17 protein-coding genes and 1 riboswitch are annotated in these 17,958 nt (G+C 36.0%); of the genes, 9 read left to right on the forward strand and 8 right to left on the reverse strand.

Annotated elements, in window-relative coordinates:
* Nucleotides 1–158: 158 nt before the first annotated feature.
* Nucleotides 159–204: riboswitch (PreQ1 riboswitch) on the forward strand.
* A gap of 3 nt (nucleotides 205–207) precedes the next feature.
* From queC to ACWIW0_RS10105, 4 genes are all read left to right on the forward strand, one after another.
* Nucleotides 208–867: a 7-cyano-7-deazaguanine synthase QueC gene (gene queC, locus ACWIW0_RS10090; RefSeq protein WP_454453205.1), complete on the forward strand. Its 660-nt coding sequence runs from the start codon at nucleotides 208–210 to the stop codon at nucleotides 865–867.
* Nucleotides 860–1,282 (forward strand): 6-carboxytetrahydropterin synthase QueD, encoded by a 423-nt coding sequence (queD, locus tag ACWIW0_RS10095; RefSeq protein ID WP_454447178.1) that lies wholly within the window; start codon nucleotides 860–862, stop codon nucleotides 1,280–1,282. Before queC ends, queD begins: the two co-directional genes overlap by 8 nt.
* A gap of 151 nt (nucleotides 1,283–1,433) precedes the next feature.
* Nucleotides 1,434–2,882 (forward strand): peptide MFS transporter, encoded by a 1,449-nt coding sequence (locus ACWIW0_RS10100; protein WP_454453206.1) that lies wholly within the window; start codon nucleotides 1,434–1,436, stop codon nucleotides 2,880–2,882.
* Nucleotides 2,883–2,926: 44 nt separating this feature from the next.
* Nucleotides 2,927–3,559 carry a 7-carboxy-7-deazaguanine synthase QueE gene (locus ACWIW0_RS10105; RefSeq protein ID WP_454447176.1) on the forward strand — a complete coding sequence of 211 codons (633 nt, stop codon included), beginning with the start codon at nucleotides 2,927–2,929 and terminating at the stop codon, nucleotides 3,557–3,559.
* A 115-nt stretch (nucleotides 3,560–3,674) separates the two neighbouring features.
* Here ACWIW0_RS10105 and rluD read toward each other — a convergent pair whose 3' ends face one another.
* The gene (rluD, locus tag ACWIW0_RS10110; RefSeq protein WP_454447175.1) at nucleotides 3,675–4,652 is read right to left on the reverse strand and encodes a 23S rRNA pseudouridine(1911/1915/1917) synthase RluD; all 978 of its coding nucleotides are present in this window, start codon (nucleotides 4,650–4,652) and stop codon (nucleotides 3,675–3,677) included.
* Nucleotides 4,653–4,800: 148 nt separating this feature from the next.
* Between rluD and ACWIW0_RS10115 the strand changes: the two genes are divergently transcribed.
* Nucleotides 4,801–5,580: an outer membrane protein assembly factor BamD gene (locus ACWIW0_RS10115; protein WP_454453207.1), complete on the forward strand. Its 780-nt coding sequence runs from the start codon at nucleotides 4,801–4,803 to the stop codon at nucleotides 5,578–5,580.
* Between the two features lie 101 nt (nucleotides 5,581–5,681).
* Nucleotides 5,682–6,716: a tRNA (adenosine(37)-N6)-threonylcarbamoyltransferase complex transferase subunit TsaD gene (gene tsaD / locus ACWIW0_RS10120; protein ID WP_454453208.1), complete on the forward strand. Its 1,035-nt coding sequence runs from the start codon at nucleotides 5,682–5,684 to the stop codon at nucleotides 6,714–6,716.
* A 194-nt stretch (nucleotides 6,717–6,910) separates the two neighbouring features.
* Here the strand turns inward: tsaD and ACWIW0_RS10125 are convergent, their stop codons facing one another.
* The 3 genes from ACWIW0_RS10125 to ftsN form a co-directional block, all read right to left on the reverse strand.
* Nucleotides 6,911–8,194 carry an NAD(P)/FAD-dependent oxidoreductase gene (locus ACWIW0_RS10125; RefSeq protein ID WP_454453209.1) on the reverse strand — a complete coding sequence of 428 codons (1,284 nt, stop codon included), beginning with the start codon at nucleotides 8,192–8,194 and terminating at the stop codon, nucleotides 6,911–6,913.
* Nucleotides 8,195–8,308: 114 nt separating this feature from the next.
* Nucleotides 8,309–8,629 carry a DUF2322 family protein gene (locus ACWIW0_RS10130; RefSeq protein WP_454453210.1) on the reverse strand — a complete coding sequence of 107 codons (321 nt, stop codon included), beginning with the start codon at nucleotides 8,627–8,629 and terminating at the stop codon, nucleotides 8,309–8,311.
* Between the two features lie 13 nt (nucleotides 8,630–8,642).
* Nucleotides 8,643–9,416 carry a cell division protein FtsN gene (gene ftsN / locus ACWIW0_RS10135; RefSeq protein WP_454453211.1) on the reverse strand — a complete coding sequence of 258 codons (774 nt, stop codon included), beginning with the start codon at nucleotides 9,414–9,416 and terminating at the stop codon, nucleotides 8,643–8,645.
* Between the two features lie 592 nt (nucleotides 9,417–10,008).
* Between ftsN and ppc the strand changes: the two genes are divergently transcribed.
* Nucleotides 10,009–12,648: a phosphoenolpyruvate carboxylase gene (gene ppc, locus ACWIW0_RS10140; protein WP_454453212.1), complete on the forward strand. Its 2,640-nt coding sequence runs from the start codon at nucleotides 10,009–10,011 to the stop codon at nucleotides 12,646–12,648.
* A 264-nt stretch (nucleotides 12,649–12,912) separates the two neighbouring features.
* Here ppc and ACWIW0_RS10145 read toward each other — a convergent pair whose 3' ends face one another.
* The 4 genes from ACWIW0_RS10145 to ACWIW0_RS10160 all read right to left on the reverse strand — a co-directional run bounded on the left by ACWIW0_RS10145 (nucleotide 12,913) and on the right by ACWIW0_RS10160 (nucleotide 15,895).
* Entirely contained in the window at nucleotides 12,913–13,314 is a 402-nt protein-coding gene (locus ACWIW0_RS10145) for a hypothetical protein (RefSeq protein ID WP_454453213.1), read from the reverse strand.
* Nucleotides 13,315–13,347: 33 nt separating this feature from the next.
* Nucleotides 13,348–14,418 carry an IS1595 family transposase gene (locus tag ACWIW0_RS10150; protein WP_454453214.1) on the reverse strand — a complete coding sequence of 357 codons (1,071 nt, stop codon included), beginning with the start codon at nucleotides 14,416–14,418 and terminating at the stop codon, nucleotides 13,348–13,350.
* A gap of 439 nt (nucleotides 14,419–14,857) precedes the next feature.
* A complete protein-coding gene (locus tag ACWIW0_RS10155; RefSeq protein WP_454453215.1) occupies nucleotides 14,858–15,523 on the reverse strand; it encodes a DUF805 domain-containing protein in 666 nt (221 codons plus the stop codon).
* A gap of 21 nt (nucleotides 15,524–15,544) precedes the next feature.
* Nucleotides 15,545–15,895 carry a hypothetical protein gene (locus ACWIW0_RS10160; protein ID WP_454453216.1) on the reverse strand — a complete coding sequence of 117 codons (351 nt, stop codon included), beginning with the start codon at nucleotides 15,893–15,895 and terminating at the stop codon, nucleotides 15,545–15,547.
* Between the two features lie 138 nt (nucleotides 15,896–16,033).
* Between ACWIW0_RS10160 and ACWIW0_RS10165 the strand changes: the two genes are divergently transcribed.
* Together ACWIW0_RS10165 and ACWIW0_RS10170 are read left to right on the forward strand one after the other, a co-directional pair.
* Complete coding sequence (locus ACWIW0_RS10165; protein WP_454453217.1) at nucleotides 16,034–16,438, forward strand: helix-turn-helix domain-containing protein; 405 nt, start codon at nucleotides 16,034–16,036, stop codon at nucleotides 16,436–16,438.
* 380 nt (nucleotides 16,439–16,818) lie between these two features.
* On the forward strand, nucleotides 16,819–17,847 hold the full coding sequence (locus ACWIW0_RS10170) for a ParA family protein (protein WP_454453218.1): 1,029 nt from the start codon (nucleotides 16,819–16,821) through the stop codon (nucleotides 17,845–17,847).
* The last annotated feature ends 111 nt before the right edge of the window (nucleotides 17,848–17,958 follow it).

Here is a 17,958-nt window from a genome sequence, read left to right on the forward strand (position 1 = left end):
ATAGAATAACCTCTCCCTAATAAATAATCTACTCAATTAAAACGATTTTATCCAATATCACCTAATTTGTAAAAAATAATGAACATAGTTTTCTGTTTTATGCTAAGGTAAACACATAAGCGGTCGGAATTTGTAAATTTTTTGCAAAAACTGACCGCTTATTTGTGGTTCGAAAACCTCCCACTTTAAAAAAACTAAGGAAACTCAATGAATAATTCAAAAAAAGCCGTTGTGATATTTTCAGGCGGTCAAGATTCTACAACCTGCTTATTTCTTGCTATAAAAGAATTTGGGCAAGAAAATGTGGAAGTTGTCACTTTTCAATATGGGCAACGCCACGCCATAGAATTAGAAAAAGCCAAATGGATTGCTAACAATCTTGGTGTAAAACAGACTGTAATTGATACTTCTATTATCAAAGCTATAACAACTAATGCATTAATGGATAGCTCTGCCGAAATTAAACAACAAGGTGATAAACCCAATACCTTTGTTGATGGTCGTAATGCACTTTTTCTCCTTTATACTGCGATTTATGCCAAAAGTCAGCAAATTCAAACTATCTTTACAGGCGTTTGTGAAACAGACTTTAGCGGTTATCCCGACTGTCGAGATATCTTTATTAAGTCAATGAACGTTACGCTTAATTTAGCAATGGACTACAATTTTAATATTCGTACACCTTTAATGTATTTAACGAAAAAAGAGACTTGGAAACTCGCTGATGAATTAGGTGCTTTTGACTATATTCAAACACATACTCATACTTGCTATTTAGGTATTGAAGGTGGCTGCCATACTTGTCCTAGTTGCTTATTGAGAGAAAAAGGATTAAATGAGTATTTAGTGGAGCGTAGCAATGTATAAGATCGCTAAAGAATTTAGCTTTGATATGGCACATATGCTTGATGGGCACGATGGTAAATGTAAAAACCTTCACGGGCATACTTACACTCTACAAGTCGAAATTTGTGGAGAACTTTATGCAGAAGGAGCGAAGTCTGGAATGGTAATGGATTACAGCGATCTTAAATTGATCGTAAAAAAACATATTTTAGATAAAATGGATCACGCTTTTATCTATGATTCTACCAGCGAAAAAGAATGTAAGATTGCTTCACTATTAAATGAACTTGATTCTAAAACCTTTGCAATTCCAATGAGAACTACTGCAGAACAAATGGCTAAATATATTTTTGAAACACTAACCGCTGTTGGGCTACCTATTAGCTTAATTCGCCTTTGGGAAACACCTACTTCATATTGTGAATACTCACAATAAATTTGATTTAGATCAATCTTCAACTCATTAAAGTACATATAATAAACAGCGTACTTATAAGCTTTTTATGCTGTTTATTATCTAGCTGTAAGTCGCCTCTATCTTTATTGCATCTACATTGTTGTATTTTTTTATCGAAAAGGAGACGGCTATGCAAAGCAAAACTTCTGAAAAGACTTTTTTTGGTCATCCTCGACAACTCGCCAAACTATTTCAAATCGAATTATGGGAAAGATTTTCCTTCATAGGTATGCAATCCATTCTTTTACTTTATCTTTACTATAAAGTATCTGATGGAGGACTAGGTATTGATAGCACCATCGCAGGAGGTATTGTTGGTGGCTATGGTGGTACAATTTTCTTAGCCACTATTTTAGGAGCTTGGATCTCAGATCGTATATGGGGGCCTGAAAAAACATTATTTATTTCTGGTTTTATTGTAATGTTTGGAAACCTTGCCATTGCTCTTATTCCAGGAATTTCAGGCTTATTCACAGGCTTAGCTCTTATTGCCCTAGGTACAGGTGGCATTAAGGCATCTGCAACAACTATGGTAGGAGCTTTGTATGAAAGAGAAGATTTACGAATTTTGCGTGATTCTGGCTTCTCTATTTTCTATGTATCTATCAACTTAGGGGCGTTCTTCGGACCGCTAGTCAGTGGATTATTGCAAGAATCTTTTGGTTTCCGTTATGCATTCGTTGCTGCAGCCATTGGTATGGCATTCGGTATTTGGCAATACTCAAGAGGAAGAAAATCTCTGCCAGATATTCCAGTTCCTAATCCATTACCATCATCTCAAGTGAAATATGCAATCATTATTGGCATTCTTGGTTTAATTGCGTTATTTACTGCAATCACTCTAAAAGGGCTCACCTTAGATAATTTCCCAACCGTATTGCTGATTACTATTGTTATTACGATTGCAACTTACTTCACTAAATTACTCACTAATCCAGATTTAGAAAGAGAGAAGAAAAATTATATTCTCGCATATATTCCAATGTTTTGTGTTATCTCTATTTTCTGGGCAATGTGGATGCAAGTATTTACAGTTGTAACCATCTACTTTGACCAAACTATTGATCGTAATTTAGGTAGCTTTACAATTCCAGTTGCGTGGATGACATCGTTACAAGGCTTATGGGTTGTTCTCTTCTCTGGAATTCTCGCTTCAATTTGGATGAAACTAGGCAAACTGCAACCTAAAACCCCTATTAAATTCGCATTTTCAGTAATTATAGTTGGTTCAGGCTATTTATGTTTTACACCATACTTTGAATCAAACACCGTAATGCCATTAGCGTTATTCGCTTTAGCACTTTTGGTTATCACTATTGGAGAGTTATTCCTTTCCCCTATTTCACTCTCATTTGCAACCAAAATTGCACCTGCTACCTTTAAAACCCAAATGGTTGCATTAAACTTCTTAGCATTAGGGCTTGGTTTAACTCTTGGTGGAACAATCTATAAACACTTCTATGTAGAAAGCAACCCAGGAAGTTTCTTCTGGCTACTATTTATGATAGGGCTAATAACTGGTAGTATATTGCTTTTACTATCTCCTGTACTAAATAGAGTGTTTAAAAATATCGACTAATTACTATTTAGTACAGGTTTGTTTTAACCTTATGACTAAATAGAATGCTAAACAATTTAAACAATGAAAATCCAACATATCGTATCGTTGAGATTTTCGAAACCCTTCAAGGCGAGGGCTTTAACACAGGAATGCCAAGTATTTTTATCCGCTTTGGTAAATGTAACCTCGCCTGCCCTTGGTGTGATACTAATTACAACCAATATCAGTCCAAAACACTCAATGAAATAATGCAAATTGTACGAAATTTTACCGCTCGAAATATCATTATTACGGGTGGAGAACCCACTATTCAACCGAATATTGAACGACTACTTGATGTGCTAAAACAAGAAGGTTACTTTATTGCCGTTGAAACAAATGGTTTAAAACCAGTACCATCGCAAATTGACTATATCGCAACAAGTCCTAAACGTTTATATCAAAAAAACTACCTCAAACACCATATTCCCTTTGCCCACGAAGTACGCATTGTTGTTGATGGTGATGTTCAAGATTTTTGCGAACAAATAGAGCAAACGATTCCAGCCGATCGCTATTACCTTTCTCCCTGTGAAGAAAATGGAGTGATGAATATGCTTGAAACAATTACACAGCTAGGACTATTAAATCAAAGAATAAATAAACCTCGTTGGCAATTAAGTATTCAGACTCACAAAATAGCTGGTATTGAGTAGTGTTCTGAACAATGTTATTAAATAATAGCGGTCAGATTGTATCAATAATTTGTAAAAATTATTCGCAATCTGACCGCTTGTGCAATACCTTATTGCAGAAGTGAACAAGGTCGAATTAGTAATCTAAATCATCTTTATAAAGGAGGTAATCTGCTTTAAGAGCCTCAATTAACTCAACGAAATCATCCGGCAAAGGTGCGTGCCATTCCATCAATTCGCCTGTAATTGGGTGTTCTAAACGCAGCATCGCAGCGTGAAGTGCTTGACGTTTGAAATTACGAAGAACAGTTAAAAAATCTTCACTTGCACCTTTAGGTGGACGAGGTCTTCCACCATAAAGCTGATCACCAAGTAGTGGGTGTGCAATATGTGCCATATGTACACGAATTTGATGGGTTCTCCCTGTTTCTAAACGTAAACGTAAACGAGTATAGTTACGGAAACGTTCCATAATTCGATAGTGAGTTACCGCAGGTTTCCCCATTGGGTGTACTGCCATTGCCGTACGTTTTGTTGGGTGACGAGCCATTGGCTCATCAACTTTTCCGCCTTGAGTCATAATCCCACTTGCCACAGCTTCATATTCACGCGTAATTTTACGCTTTTGGAGAGCATTAACTAAATGTGTCTGAGCAGGGATCGTCTTGGCAACCACCATTAAACCCGTTGTATCTTTATCTAAACGATGCACAATCCCCGCTCTCGGCACTTCTGCAATCGCTGGATAATGATATAGTAATGCGTTTAAAACTGTACCATTAGGGTTTCCTGCACCAGGGTGAACGACAAGATCCTTTGGCTTGTTAATCACGAGAATATCATCATCTTCATATACGATATTGAGTGGAATATCTTCAGGCTCAAAACGTACTTCATCTTCTACTTCGGCCTGAATTTCAATATATTCCCCGCCAAAAACTTTTTCACGAGCTTTGTTGATAATAGTGCCATTCACTGATACTTGATTATTTTCGATCCAAACTTTAATACGGGAACGTGAATAATCTGGGAATAATTGTGCAAGGGCTTGATCTAATCTTGCCCCAAGTAAATCAGGGGTTACTTCTGTTTGTAGCGTAATTTGTTGAGTCATTCTCTATAAAATTCCAAATTATGATTTTCTTCTTGTATGATGTCCTATAAAATAACGCCATTTTAAGGTGAACTTTGTAAATAATGGCGAGTCGAACGCCATTGTACATTAACTTTTCATCGCAGACACTTATTATAGGTAAATCATTATGCGTAAATTTAGCTCAATTGCATCTTTTATTCTAGCAGCTTGCATCATTTCTGGCTGTTCAAATTCAAATAAAAATGAATTTGAAGGTATTCCATCTCAAGAACTTTATAACAAAGGCCAAACCTACCTACAAGACGGAGACTATAATAATGCTATCCGTCATTTAGAAGCGATTGATACCCTAAGCCAACAAGGCACTTATGGTGAACAGGTTCAGTTAAGCCTAATCTATGCACAATATAAGCTGGGTGAATACTATAAAGCATTAGATATTGCAGAACGTTTTGCTCGTACTTATCCTAATAGTGCGTCAATGGATTATGTATTCTATCTTGCAGGGTTAAGTAATGTTCGTTTAGGCGACAATTGGTTCCAAGATCTGTTTAGAGTAGATGATTCCAAACGTGCTGTTGAAAGTTCTCGCAATGCATTTGGAAACTTCCAAAGTATCGTACAACATTATCCTCATAGTCAGTATGTTCAAGATGCTCAAAACTGGATGGCATATTTAAAAAATCGTTTAGCAAAACACGAGCTAAATATTGTGAAATTCTATATGCAGCGTGATGCTTATGTCGCTGTTGTAAATAGAGTAGAAGAAATGCTTCGCTATTATCCAGATACTCAAGCCACACAACAAGCCTTACCATATTTACAACAATCTTTTGAGGCAATGGGAATTACTGATTCAGCACAAAAAGCAACTGCTTTAATTGAACAAAACAAAGATAAAACTTTCCCTGATGCAACTAAACCGGCTTATGGTGAACAATTCTAAACGATAAGATTAGCTTTATTTTTGCAATCATAGTGTTAGGGCGTACGATATACGCCCTTTTAATCTTTATATACTCCCAATTCTGTGAATAGATAATCAAGATGCGTATTTTAGGAATAGAAACTTCTTGCGATGAAACTGGTGTCGCAATTTATGATGAACAATACGGCTTAGTTGCAAACCAGCTATACAGCCAAATTGAAATGCACGCTGATTACGGTGGTGTTGTTCCCGAATTAGCATCACGCGATCATATTCGTAAAACATTGCCTTTAATCCAAGCCGCATTACAAGAAGCCAATTTAACTCCAAATGAAATTGACGGTGTTGCTTATACGGCTGGTCCTGGGTTGGTTGGTGCATTATTAGTCGGTTCAACTATTGCTCGTTCATTAGCTTATGCGTGGAATGTACCCGCTTTAGGTGTTCATCATATGGAAGGACATTTACTTGCCCCAATGCTAGAAGAAAAAGCACCAGAATTCCCATTTGTTGCCTTACTTGTTTCTGGTGGACATACCCAATTAGTCAAAGTCGAAGATGTAGGGAAATACGAGCTACTGGGTGAATCTATTGATGATGCTGCAGGAGAAGCCTTTGATAAAACAGCCAAATTACTTGGGCTAGATTATCCAGGTGGTGCAGCATTAGCAAAATTAGCAGAAAAAGGCACCGCTTGTCGTTTTACTTTTCCACGCCCAATGACAGATCGTCCAGGTCTCGATTTTAGTTTCTCTGGTCTAAAAACCTTCGCAGCCAATACGATCAACGCAAATTTAAATGCTGAAGGAAAGTTAGATGAACAAACTCGATGTGATATTGCTCACGCATTTCAACAAGCCGTAATTGATACATTGATAATTAAATGTCGCCGAGCATTACAACAAACGGGCTATAAACGTTTGGTTATTGCTGGTGGTGTAAGTGCAAATAAACAGCTACGAGCTGATTTAGCAGAATTGATGCAACAATTAAAAGGTGAAGTATTCTACCCTCGCCCACAATTTTGTACTGATAATGGTGCAATGATTGCTTATGCAGGATTTATTCGCTTAAAAAATGGTGAGCAAACTGATCTTTCAGTCAATGTTAAACCTCGCTGGCCAATGACAGAACTCCCAAGTATTACTGAATAATTATAGAAAAAATAAAGGGGACTATTCCCCTCAGATTATTGACGAACTTATTTCGTGTAGGGTGGGCTTAAGCCCACCATCTTGTAACTTATTGATTTTAAAGATGGTGGGCTAAAGCCCACCCTACAGATTTTACGTTCTTTTGAAGTTTGTCATCAGTCTGAGGGGACTATTCCCCTTTATCATTTAGTCACTTAGTGCAATTTCATTGTTGGTCGTAAGAATCGATTAATTCGCCCAACTAACATTATTAACCCTGTTTTAATACAACCATGCAATGCAACTTGATGCATTCTATAAAGAGATAAGTAAGCAATTCTTGCTATTTTACCCTCAATAAACATTGAACCTTTAGTTAAGTTCCCCATTAAACTACCCACTGTACCAAAGCGAGAGAAAGAAACTAGGGAGCCTTTATCATCAAAGACAAAAGATTTCAAGCTCTTACCTTCTAGCTGAGCAATAATATTTTTACCACAAACAGAAGCCATTTGGTGTGCAGCTTGAGCTCTTGGTGGAACTGGTTTTCCATTCTCTTGCATTAAAAATGCACAGTCACCAATCACATAAACAGAGTCATCACTTAAAGTTTGAAGTGTATCTTTTACTGCAATCTGGTTAAGGCGATTGGTTTCAAAACCAAATTTCGTTGTAACCTCAGATGCTTTCACACCAGCAGCCCAAACCATCAAATCAGCCTCAATTTTCTCACCATTTTTAGTGATCAACGTATTCTCCGCTGCCTCAACAACTGCTGTATTCGTCATCACATTTACACCTAATTCACGCAATTCTTTAATTGCAGATATAGAAACACGCTCTGGCAGTGCAGGTAACAGTCGATCCCCTGCTTCCAATAGGGTAACTTTCAGACTAGTATTATTTAATTTACCATAGCCATAAGAATGTAGATTCTTAACGGTATTATAAAGTTCTGCGGATAATTCAATACCTGTTGCCCCACCACCAACAACTGCAATATGTACTTCTTTTTCATTATTATTCGAGAATTTAAGGAACAATTCCATCATTCGTTGATGAAATAATTTTGCCTGCTCTGAGCTATCTAAGAAAATACAATGCTCCGCTACACCAGGTGTACCAAAATCATTTGAACGACTACCAATAGCAATCACTAATTTATCATAAGAGATTTTACGCTCTGCTACGAGTAGCTCTTGTTTCTCACTATAGATAGGAGCAAGAGTAATAAATTTTTCTGCCGAATTAACCCCTGTTAATGTTCCTTGTTGAAACTCAAAAGAATGATTTTTGGCGTGAGCACGATAACTCAACGCATCAGTACCATCATCTAATGAGCCTGTTGCAACTTCGTGTAGTAATGGTTTCCATAAATGGCTAATATTTTTATCCACTAAAATAATATTTGCCTTTTTCTTTCTACCAAGTTTGTTTCCTAAATAAGTGGCAAGCTCTAATCCGCCAGCTCCGCCACCGACAATAACAATAGTCTGCATAATTTGCTCCGAGATATAAAATAAAAAAGTTAAGTGAAATTGTAGCCTTTTTATACACTTAATAAAATAGGGCTAAAACTATTTCAGAAAAAGTCTTAACCCTATTTGGGAGTATTATATTTTGTTGATTTCTTTTAAATCAAAGATATGATTCTGCTCGATAACATTGAATAGCAAATCAATATTAGGGTGTTTACCTATATTTAATCTCGCATCATCTACATATTCAGCAAACCATATCAATCCTTGTTGTGCAGAATCTTTATTTAACTGCCCACCAAATTTAATTGCTAACGCATTATATAACTTTAACGATCCCAATTTACCTTCAATGGCAGGAATATGATGAATAACATTCCCTTCTAAATCAACCACATCTATACCATCTAGATGTGAGATATCGGGAAACGTAGCCAAATATTCTTTAAATTGCATAACTTACCCTAAATCACATACCAATAACTAAACATTCTGCGACACTTCTCGCATTAGATTGTGCAGCTGAAGCGGCCGCTCTATCTCCAATTGGGCCAACAAAAACACGATTCCAATCAGAATTACTACTAATTCTAGCATTATAGCCAGCCATTGCTAAACGAGCCTGCATATTTTCTGCTTGGGCTTTATTTTTAAATGCTCCACACTGTAAACCAAATTTCCCTTTTGATTTTGGTAGATCTGCTGACTTTGCTGTATCTTTTGGAATCTCAGTTTTGGCTTTCTCTTGCTTGACCTGTTCTGATTTTTTTACTAGCTCTTGTTGTTTCTTCTGTTGTTCTACCAATCTTTGTTCTTCAGCTTTTTTAGTTAATGCTTCTTGTGAATTTTCTAGAGTTGTATCTGTTTGTTCGAGTTTATGTTCCATATTTTGTTGAACTTGTTCTTCTAACTTACGTTTTTCTGCTTCTTTTTGTTGAGCAATCTTTAATTCTCTCTCTTTAGCCAATTGTACTAATTTTGCGTTCTGATCTATAGGGACTTCCCTTGTTTCTAAATCACGAATATAGCTGTATACTTCTTCAGGACGACTTGGTAAAGTACTTTTAGGTTGAGATGGTTGAGACACAGATGTAACCACTTTAGTTGGAGATTCCGAATTCTTTGATAAAAAAAGCAACCCCAATCCGCTTAAAATAATCAATAGAATAATGATAATGAAAATAAGAAATTTATTTCCACTGTTCTTTTTCTTTGAACGTACTGCATAATCACGATTTGGCATACAACCTCTGTCTGAATTAAAAAATAATTTATTACGATTTAATGGTACTAAAAATTTCGCTTTTTGGCTATAAGCTATGATAACTCATTCAAAGAGGATAATTTATTATTCTTTTGTAGCGACTGATACATCATACCGCATATTTTCAGAATAAATTCCTTATGAAATATAGAGTTGTACACAGGCTATGATTGTCAAGTATTTTTATCATCATTTTTTTGTGATTTTTTAATACTTAGATCTAGAAAAAACCTAACACATTGATTTAAAAGAAAAAGTTATTTTACAACCAATTGTAAATTGGTAATAGAGATGCTAGTATTTATAAAGGCTTAGGTAACTTTCACAAAAATAATCCACAAAGTTATCCACAATCCTTGTGGATAGAAAATTAAAAACAAGGATAGAAGATCTGTTCTCTCTATACCTCATCAGTTCAAATACACTTATAGCACCTTTATACCAGTAAACTTTGAGAAATAATAAATTTTTCTTATTTATTTCATTAAAAAAAGTAAATCTATATTGCTATCTTCTTTCTTTTTAGGTATATCTATCACTCGTGAATTTACCTAAAAAGAGGAAGACTTTTATGAGCCAACTTTATGAATCAATGCGTAATAATATTCATATGTTAGGGGATTTCTTGGGCGAAACCATTCGTGATGCTCAAGGCAATGAAATTTTAGAACTTATTGAGAATATTCGACAACTTTCTCGTGCTTCTCGTGGTGGCGATGAGAAAGCCAGAGAACAATTACTTGATATTCTCGCCAATATATCAACAGAAAATGTTATTCCTGTGGCTCGAGCCTTTAGCCAATTTCTAAATCTCACCAATATTGCTGAACAATACCAAACGATTTCTCGCCATAGCCAAGATGCATCTTTAGGTGATCGTTCATTAGGTGCATTATTTGAACGTTTAAAAGCACAAAATGTACCCGCAGAAAAAGTAATCGAAACCGTAGAAAAGCTGTTAATTGATTTAGTTTTAACCGCACACCCAACAGAAGTTACTCGCCGCTCTCTTGTCAATAAACACGTTGAAATTAACCGCTGTTTAAGCCGCTTAGAACACGATGATTTAACTGAAAAAGAAACAACTAAGCTAAAACGCCGTTTAATGCAACTTATCGCTCTCGCTTGGCATACAAATGAAATTCGTACCCAACGCCCAACACCTGTTGATGAAGCCAAATGGGGAATGGCAGTCATTGAAAACAGCTTATGGAAAGCAGTTCCTGAATTTTGTCGCCAAATTAACTTCCATTTAGAGAAAAACTTTGGAGTACAACACCCTGTGGGCTTAGCCCCTGTTCGTTTTTCTTCTTGGATGGGGGGAGACCGAGATGGAAATCCATTTGTTACAGCTGAAACAACACGCCAAGTATTAAGAATGAACCGTTGGAAAGCTGCGGAGCTATTTTTAGAAGATATTAAATCCCTTGCTGATGAACTCTCAGTGATTAGCTGTACTGCCGAATTTAGAGCTAAATATGGCGACCATTTAGAGCCATATCGTGTGTTAATGAAAACATTACGAGCTAAATTAACTAAAACCGTAACTTATTACGGTGAATTATTGGAAGGTAAAACACTCACTGTTGATCCTTCAGAAATCTTAACTCAAGATGAGCAGTTGTGGGAACCGCTTTATGACTGCTACCAATCACTACACCAATGTGGAATGCGAATTATCGCCAATGGTGGTTTGCTTGATTGCTTACGTCGTGTGCGTTGCTTTGGTTTAGGATTATCTCGTTTAGATATTCGTCAAGAAAGTACTCGCCACGCAATGGCAATTGCTGAAATTACACGCTATATCGGTTTAGGCGACTATTCACAATGGACAGAAGATGACAAGCAAGCCTTTTTGGTGCGTGAATTAAGCTCTCGCCGTCCGCTCATTCCAACAAATTGGACACCAAGTCCTGAAACACAAGAAATTTTAGCAACTTGTAAAGTTGTCGCAGAACAACCAGAAGGGGTTATTTCGGCTTATGTTATCTCAATGGCTCGTGAAGCCTCTGACGTGTTAGCGGTACACTTACTATTAAAAGAATCAGGTTGTAAAACGACCATTCCTGTTGCTCCGCTTTTTGAAACATTAGATGACTTAGATCGTTGTGAAAAAGTAATGACTAGCCTATTTAATATCGGTTGGTATCGTGGTGTGATCAACAATAAGCAAATGGTAATGATCGGCTATTCTGACTCTGCCAAAGATGCGGGTATGCTAGCTGCATCGTGGGCACAATATCGTGCACAAGAAGCTTTGGTAAATCTTTGTGAAAAATTCAATATTGAGCTGACTTTATTCCACGGACGTGGCGGTACAATCGGGCGAGGTGGAGCACCTGCACACGCCGCACTCCTTTCACAGCCACCAAGATCGCTTAAAAATGGTTTGCGTGTAACTGAACAAGGCGAAATGATCCGTTTCAAATTAGGCTTACCTGCTGTTGCCGTAGAAAGTTTGGATCTCTATGCTAGCGCAATTTTAGAAGCTAACATTTTCCCACCGCCAGAACCTCAACAAACGTGGCGAAATGTAATGGATCAAGGCTCTGCAATCTCGTGTGAAATCTACCGCAATATTGTGCGTGGTGAGCCTGATTTTGTCCCTTATTTCCGAGCAGCAACGCCTGAATTAGAGCTTTCAAAATTACCGTTGGGTTCTCGCCCTGCAAAACGTAACCCAAATGGTGGCGTTGAAAGTTTGCGTGCTATTCCTTGGATTTTTGCGTGGATGCAAAACCGCTTAATGCTCCCTGCTTGGTTAGGGGCTGGTGCAGCACTTCGTCAGCTAATTGAACAAGGTAATGAATCTTTATTAAAAGAGATGTGTGAGCAATGGCCGTTCTTCTCAACTCGTATCGGTATGCTTGAAATGGTATTTAGTAAAACGGATTTATGGTTGGCAGAACATTACGATCAACGCCTAGTGCCTGAAAAACTACATCATCTAGGACAATCACTACGCAGCCAACTGCAAGCGGATATTAAAACTGTACTTTCCCTTGCACACGAAGGACAGCTAATGGCAGATCTACCTTGGATTGCGGAGTCTATCGCTCTTCGCAATGTTTATACCGATCCCCTCAACTTGCTACAAGTAGAGTTACTACATCGTTTACGCAGTCAGGGCGATAATCCAAATCCAGCTCTTGAACAAGCCTTAATGATCACCATTACAGGTATCGCAGCAGGTATGCGTAATACAGGTTAGAAACAATGTAAAATAGACCAAAACAAAATGGGTTAAATCACTGATTTAACCCATTTTTACTATTATTGTTATCGCGGTATAAATAGGTGTAATGGACAAAATGGTTGCTAAAAAGTGCGTTAAGAGCTTATAGTATCGGTATTATGTAGCAGTTGCACAAAACCTAAAATCCTATTCCAACTAACATTGGCACAAAAAAGACGGCAATTTGATTTGTCGTCTTTCTAACTAAAACTTATCTAAGAATATTATTCATCATCGGTATTACATTTCGTCCCACTCAAATAGGTGAAGGGATTCATACTTTTCCCAAACCTTATCTGCTACTTCTCTGCGTGATTCAGTTAGCATAAAGTGGGGAAAGTAACAAAACGTGGGAATATTCCCAAAATAATCTTTCTGTTCGGGAGTGCTTTGGAATATTTTTACTTGTCGAGCTTTCCAACAAATCACAACAAAGACTGAAAGTAATTCAAGCATCATTATGAACATCACACTGGTTTTGAATAAAAAGGCGGTGACTCCAGACCTTATATCTATCCAATAGAGTGTCAAAAGGACAGTAGTAAGAAATACTATGTAATAATGTAGAGGCATTTGCAATGCTCGTCTGAACAGGTAGATACTAGATAAGGTAGAGAGAGTGATGAGTAGTGTGTGTGCCATTTTACGCTCCTTATTGTTAGGGGGAAAATATGATTAAGCTGCCGTTAAATAGGTGTCATCATTTGGAGCAATACTCGCCCAACCAAATTGAGCAGGGGGCTTTTTATTGCCTTGCCAGTACCCCATTAAATCTCGTGATGGGCGACAACATAAACATCGGGTCAGTACATCATTAAATTTCTCTTTCAGTGATTTTCGTCTATTATCTTCTCGCCAAGCAGTTTCATTGGCATATAGCAACATATAGTTATTGTGCATACGGTGATGTACACCTTTCATCATTCGTCTAAAACGAGCAAAGCCTGATTCTGCAAGGTTATTAGTAATTCCTTCTATGGAGCGATACTCTATTTTATGATTGACCTGTGATAGATTGTATTGATAGTTTAGACAGGTATAGGATTCATCAAAATCGGTACAAATTTTAGTGAGTGGCTTGATTAGCCGTTGAGAGATTTCCAATACATCTCGACTATTTTCATTTTTCACGAGAGCAACAATGGTTCTATCCGCCCCTTGTATTACATCTTGATTAGCAGCTTTTTGTCGGAAGATGAGAACACAGGCTTTATCTTTACGTTGATGTTTTTTAGCTCGTCTATCAATCCGTTTATGAAGTGCATTTTTAGGGCGAATATAGCCATTAACATAACAGCCATCTATATGAACTTCCCCCTGCATTTTGGATAAATCTTTGGTTTGATTAAGGGCTTCACGAAATTTATGCAACAGCACCCAAGCAGTCCGATATTGCACATTAAGAGCGTGTGATAATGCTATTGCAGAAATGCCTTTACTTTTTATTGCAAAGAGATATACCGCCATTAGAATTTGGCGTAGTGACAGTTTAGCTTGATGAAAAATCGTGTTTGCGGTGATAGAAAAACGATATTGGCAATATTTACACTGCCATTGTTGGCGAGCATTGAGAAAATAGGCTTGATGACGAACATTGCATCGAGGGCAAATCACATCATTGATATTATCGGCATTTTGCCAACGGGCTGTTTTCAATAAAGACAGAATATCAACATCAGAAAGTAACGCAATTTGTGCAAGCGACAAGTTACGCATTTTAGCGGACAGTAAAAAGTGTTGTGCCATAGAAACAAAAATCCCTTCATTAAAACTCTAAAATTTCCAAGCCTTTTTAGGCTTAAAAACAAAAGTCATAATGAAGGGACTATTATCCGTGGCGAAAATCGTATTAATTATTAGGGGTAATGTCAAGTGAAATTTTTGGACTAAAAATCAAATGTTTGTCAAGCTATTTTAGCTAAATATTAAAAATATTTTTTAACTTACTGATATATAAATCTTATTTTAAATAAAAATAGTGTGATATTGAAAAATGTGACTATTTTGATTGCTTTTATTTTAGTCAATGCTTAACGAGTACTCAATCTGTATATGAGTAATAAAAAAACAGAATACCTACTCTAGAATATAAAAATGCCTAGATAACTAGGCAAATACACTTACAGGCTATTTTTCACAAAAGATAGGCATATCTTATCGACTATACTAATGTTAAAAATTAGGCTTATTTCCAATCCTGTTTAATTTTCTCAACAATTTTCTTAATATATGGGGGACAAATTTTCTCTATGTTTTTCACTATCTCTAATACATTTTTCTCAAATCTAGCTAACCGCTCAGACTCTTTCGGTATTTCTAATGGAGTAAGTGTATTTGGATTTTTTGGATCGGGTCCATATTTATTGTGAAAAGGCTGTCCATCTTTAAAAAATAGAAACAGTAACGGTACAATTAAGATCAAGTTATTAAAGAAAAGATAAACAGGAACTAATATAATAAACACCCACCAACCAAAAGTTCCGATGTCGTGTAACCGACGCACTGCAGCTGTAATTAAAGCTATTCCAAAAGGTAAGAATAAGACATAAACAAAAGCAGATATAATTCCATATTGTATTACTCCTCCCTCGTAGTCTTGAAAAAGTATATTAGCTGTATCATAAACACTACCTGTCATAAAAAATTCTAATAACGCAGAATTTATGGCTGACTCTGCATACGCTCTTGTATAGAAACTATTAATGTGATCTACAAACAGAGATTCAAAAACTTTTAGAAATAAGATAGTGATGAGAATAAATGTAGTCATTGTAATAACAGTAATTACAAAAAACTCCAGACGGCTTGACCTTCCTGACACGCTGATCCATTTTTTGATAAGGTTTTTCATAAATCTATCCTTATAAGTTGATTAATAACCCTCAACTCTTATTCCGTGTCTTTCTAAAATACGGTTATAATCCCTAATAGCACCGTTAGTGACTTTGGGGGTGAAGATTAAATTACCATCTTCATCATAAGAAAATTCGGATGGCATTTTCATACCTGCTACGGATACTTGCTTTTTCCCTTCATTTGGATTTTTCTTTATTCGAATAACGTGTTCTGCTGAACTTACTTTTTTCGTGGAAGATTTCTTTTTTGTTGTTTGTTGATTTTGCATCTTAGCAGAATCAGTTGGCTGCATAAATTTATCAATATCAGCCATAGTACAACCTGAAAGAAAGGTAACAATAATGCTAGAAATAATTAATTTTTTCATAATATATCCTTCTTGTTGGTAAAATAGTGGGCAACTTTTGATAAAAATGATACAGTACGGATATAAAGATTTGTAGCAACTAAGTGTGTACAACAACCACCCTAGTAGTGGGTATATTGTTCTATTAGTGGGTAAGCAATGAACATAAATGAAAAAATCAGAAAAATGCGTGAAGCCAAAGCGTGGTCGCAAGAACAAATGGCAGAAAAACTGAATATGTCATCAAATGGCTATGCCAAGATTGAGCGTGGCGAAACAAAATTATACTTAGATAAGCTAGAACAGATCGCACAGATTTTGGATATTGATATTGTTGAGTTGATTCAATCAGGAGAGAAAAATATCTGTTTTCAAATTGAATCGCCATTAGGTTCGGTGTATCAAGGTGTGGGAGAATCTTCACTGCTGATTGAGATTGAACGATTGAAGTTGGCGCTTTCTCATGCTAATGAGAAGGAAAGTTTGTTGAATAAGTTGCTTGAGCAAAAGGATAACGAAATTAAGGCATTGAAAGATTTACTCAAAATGGTTATGCCTGAATAAAAATTACTAGTAAGGTCATTGTCACCCTCAATAGCTTATTTATGTGCCGAATTTAGTCATAAAGAAGTATCCCCGTCCTATTTTAAAAAAAATGAATAAAGAATGAAGTATTGGTAAGAATTATTGTTAACTTAATGTTTTTAGTTGCAAATTTAAAGGGAAGTAGCTTGCCCTCCATAAGATTGAGCAGATTGACTATATTGACTACAAGGTAATATAATGGGCGTTAAAATAGAATAAAAAAGCTCTTTCTCTTGAAAATAGGATTAAGAACAATAGAATTAATTTCACCTTATCTGATACAATAAAGGTAAAATATTTCAAATGGATTTATCCTTAAATCTTGGTAGAGTTTTTGTGAAAGAAATAGGAGTCTTGTTATGAATAAAAAATATGCTATTTGGAATAATAAAGGAGGAGTAGGGAAAACTTTTTTGACTTATGCTTTATCTGTTGAATATGCCCTTGCTAATCCTGACGAAAACATCATCGTTATTGATGCTTGTCCTCAGGCGAATGTTTCTGAGATTATTTTGGGGGGAAATGGTGAAGGCGAAGAAAAATTAGCTAGTTTAGTTAACAATAATAATACTATTGCTGGATATATTAAAGAACGATTTAATTCTTCCCAATTTTCTAGATTAGGAACTGAGGCAAAGTATTTTATAAAGGCAGATACCCATAATCCTGAAATGCCTGAGAATTTATTTTTATTGTCAGGCGATATTGATTTAGATCTTTGCTCAAGAATCATATCCCATATCGGAGGTTCACCAAGACGAGAGTCTTGGAAAACAAGTCGTTCATTACTTATTGACTTAATTGATTCTTTTGAAAAAGTTCATGCAACTAAGAAAAATACATTTTTTATTGATTGTAACCCTAGTTTCTCTAATTATACTGAATTAGCTATTCTAGCATCTAATAGATTGATAGTTCCTTGTACAGCTGATGCAGCTTCTATTCGAGGAATAAAAAACTTAATAAAACTAATTTATGGGTTGTCTATTGAAAACGAAGTAATGTCTGATGATTTCCTTGATTTTAATAAAGAAGCTACAATAGCCGCATTTGATCTTCCTGAAATACATTTATTTATTCAAAATCGTTCTAGAACATCAGATAAAAGTGCAACAAAGGCATATCAAGCTCATGCAGATGAAATTGCAAACATGTCGCAAAACATTAGTTCCAAACATTCAAATATATTTACTAATACGAATTTAAGAAGTCGCATTGGTCATGTAAAAGATGGTAATACACTAGCGGCAATTATAAATAATAAGGGTTTACCCATTAGTTCATTAAAACATCAAAAGTATGATATTTACGGAAAGGAAACCCAGGCTAATCAAGAGCAAATTGATACTTTAAAGAATGATATAAAAAGTATTGTTGATGAACTTTAATTCTAGTAGCGATGTTTGTTATCTCTGTTGAGTTTACAATTATAAAGGTGTAATGGAAAAATGGCTGCTAAAAAAAGCGTTAAGAGCTTATAGTATAAGGTTTTAACGCGT

The organism is Ursidibacter sp. B-7004-1 (genome assembly GCF_053654055.1).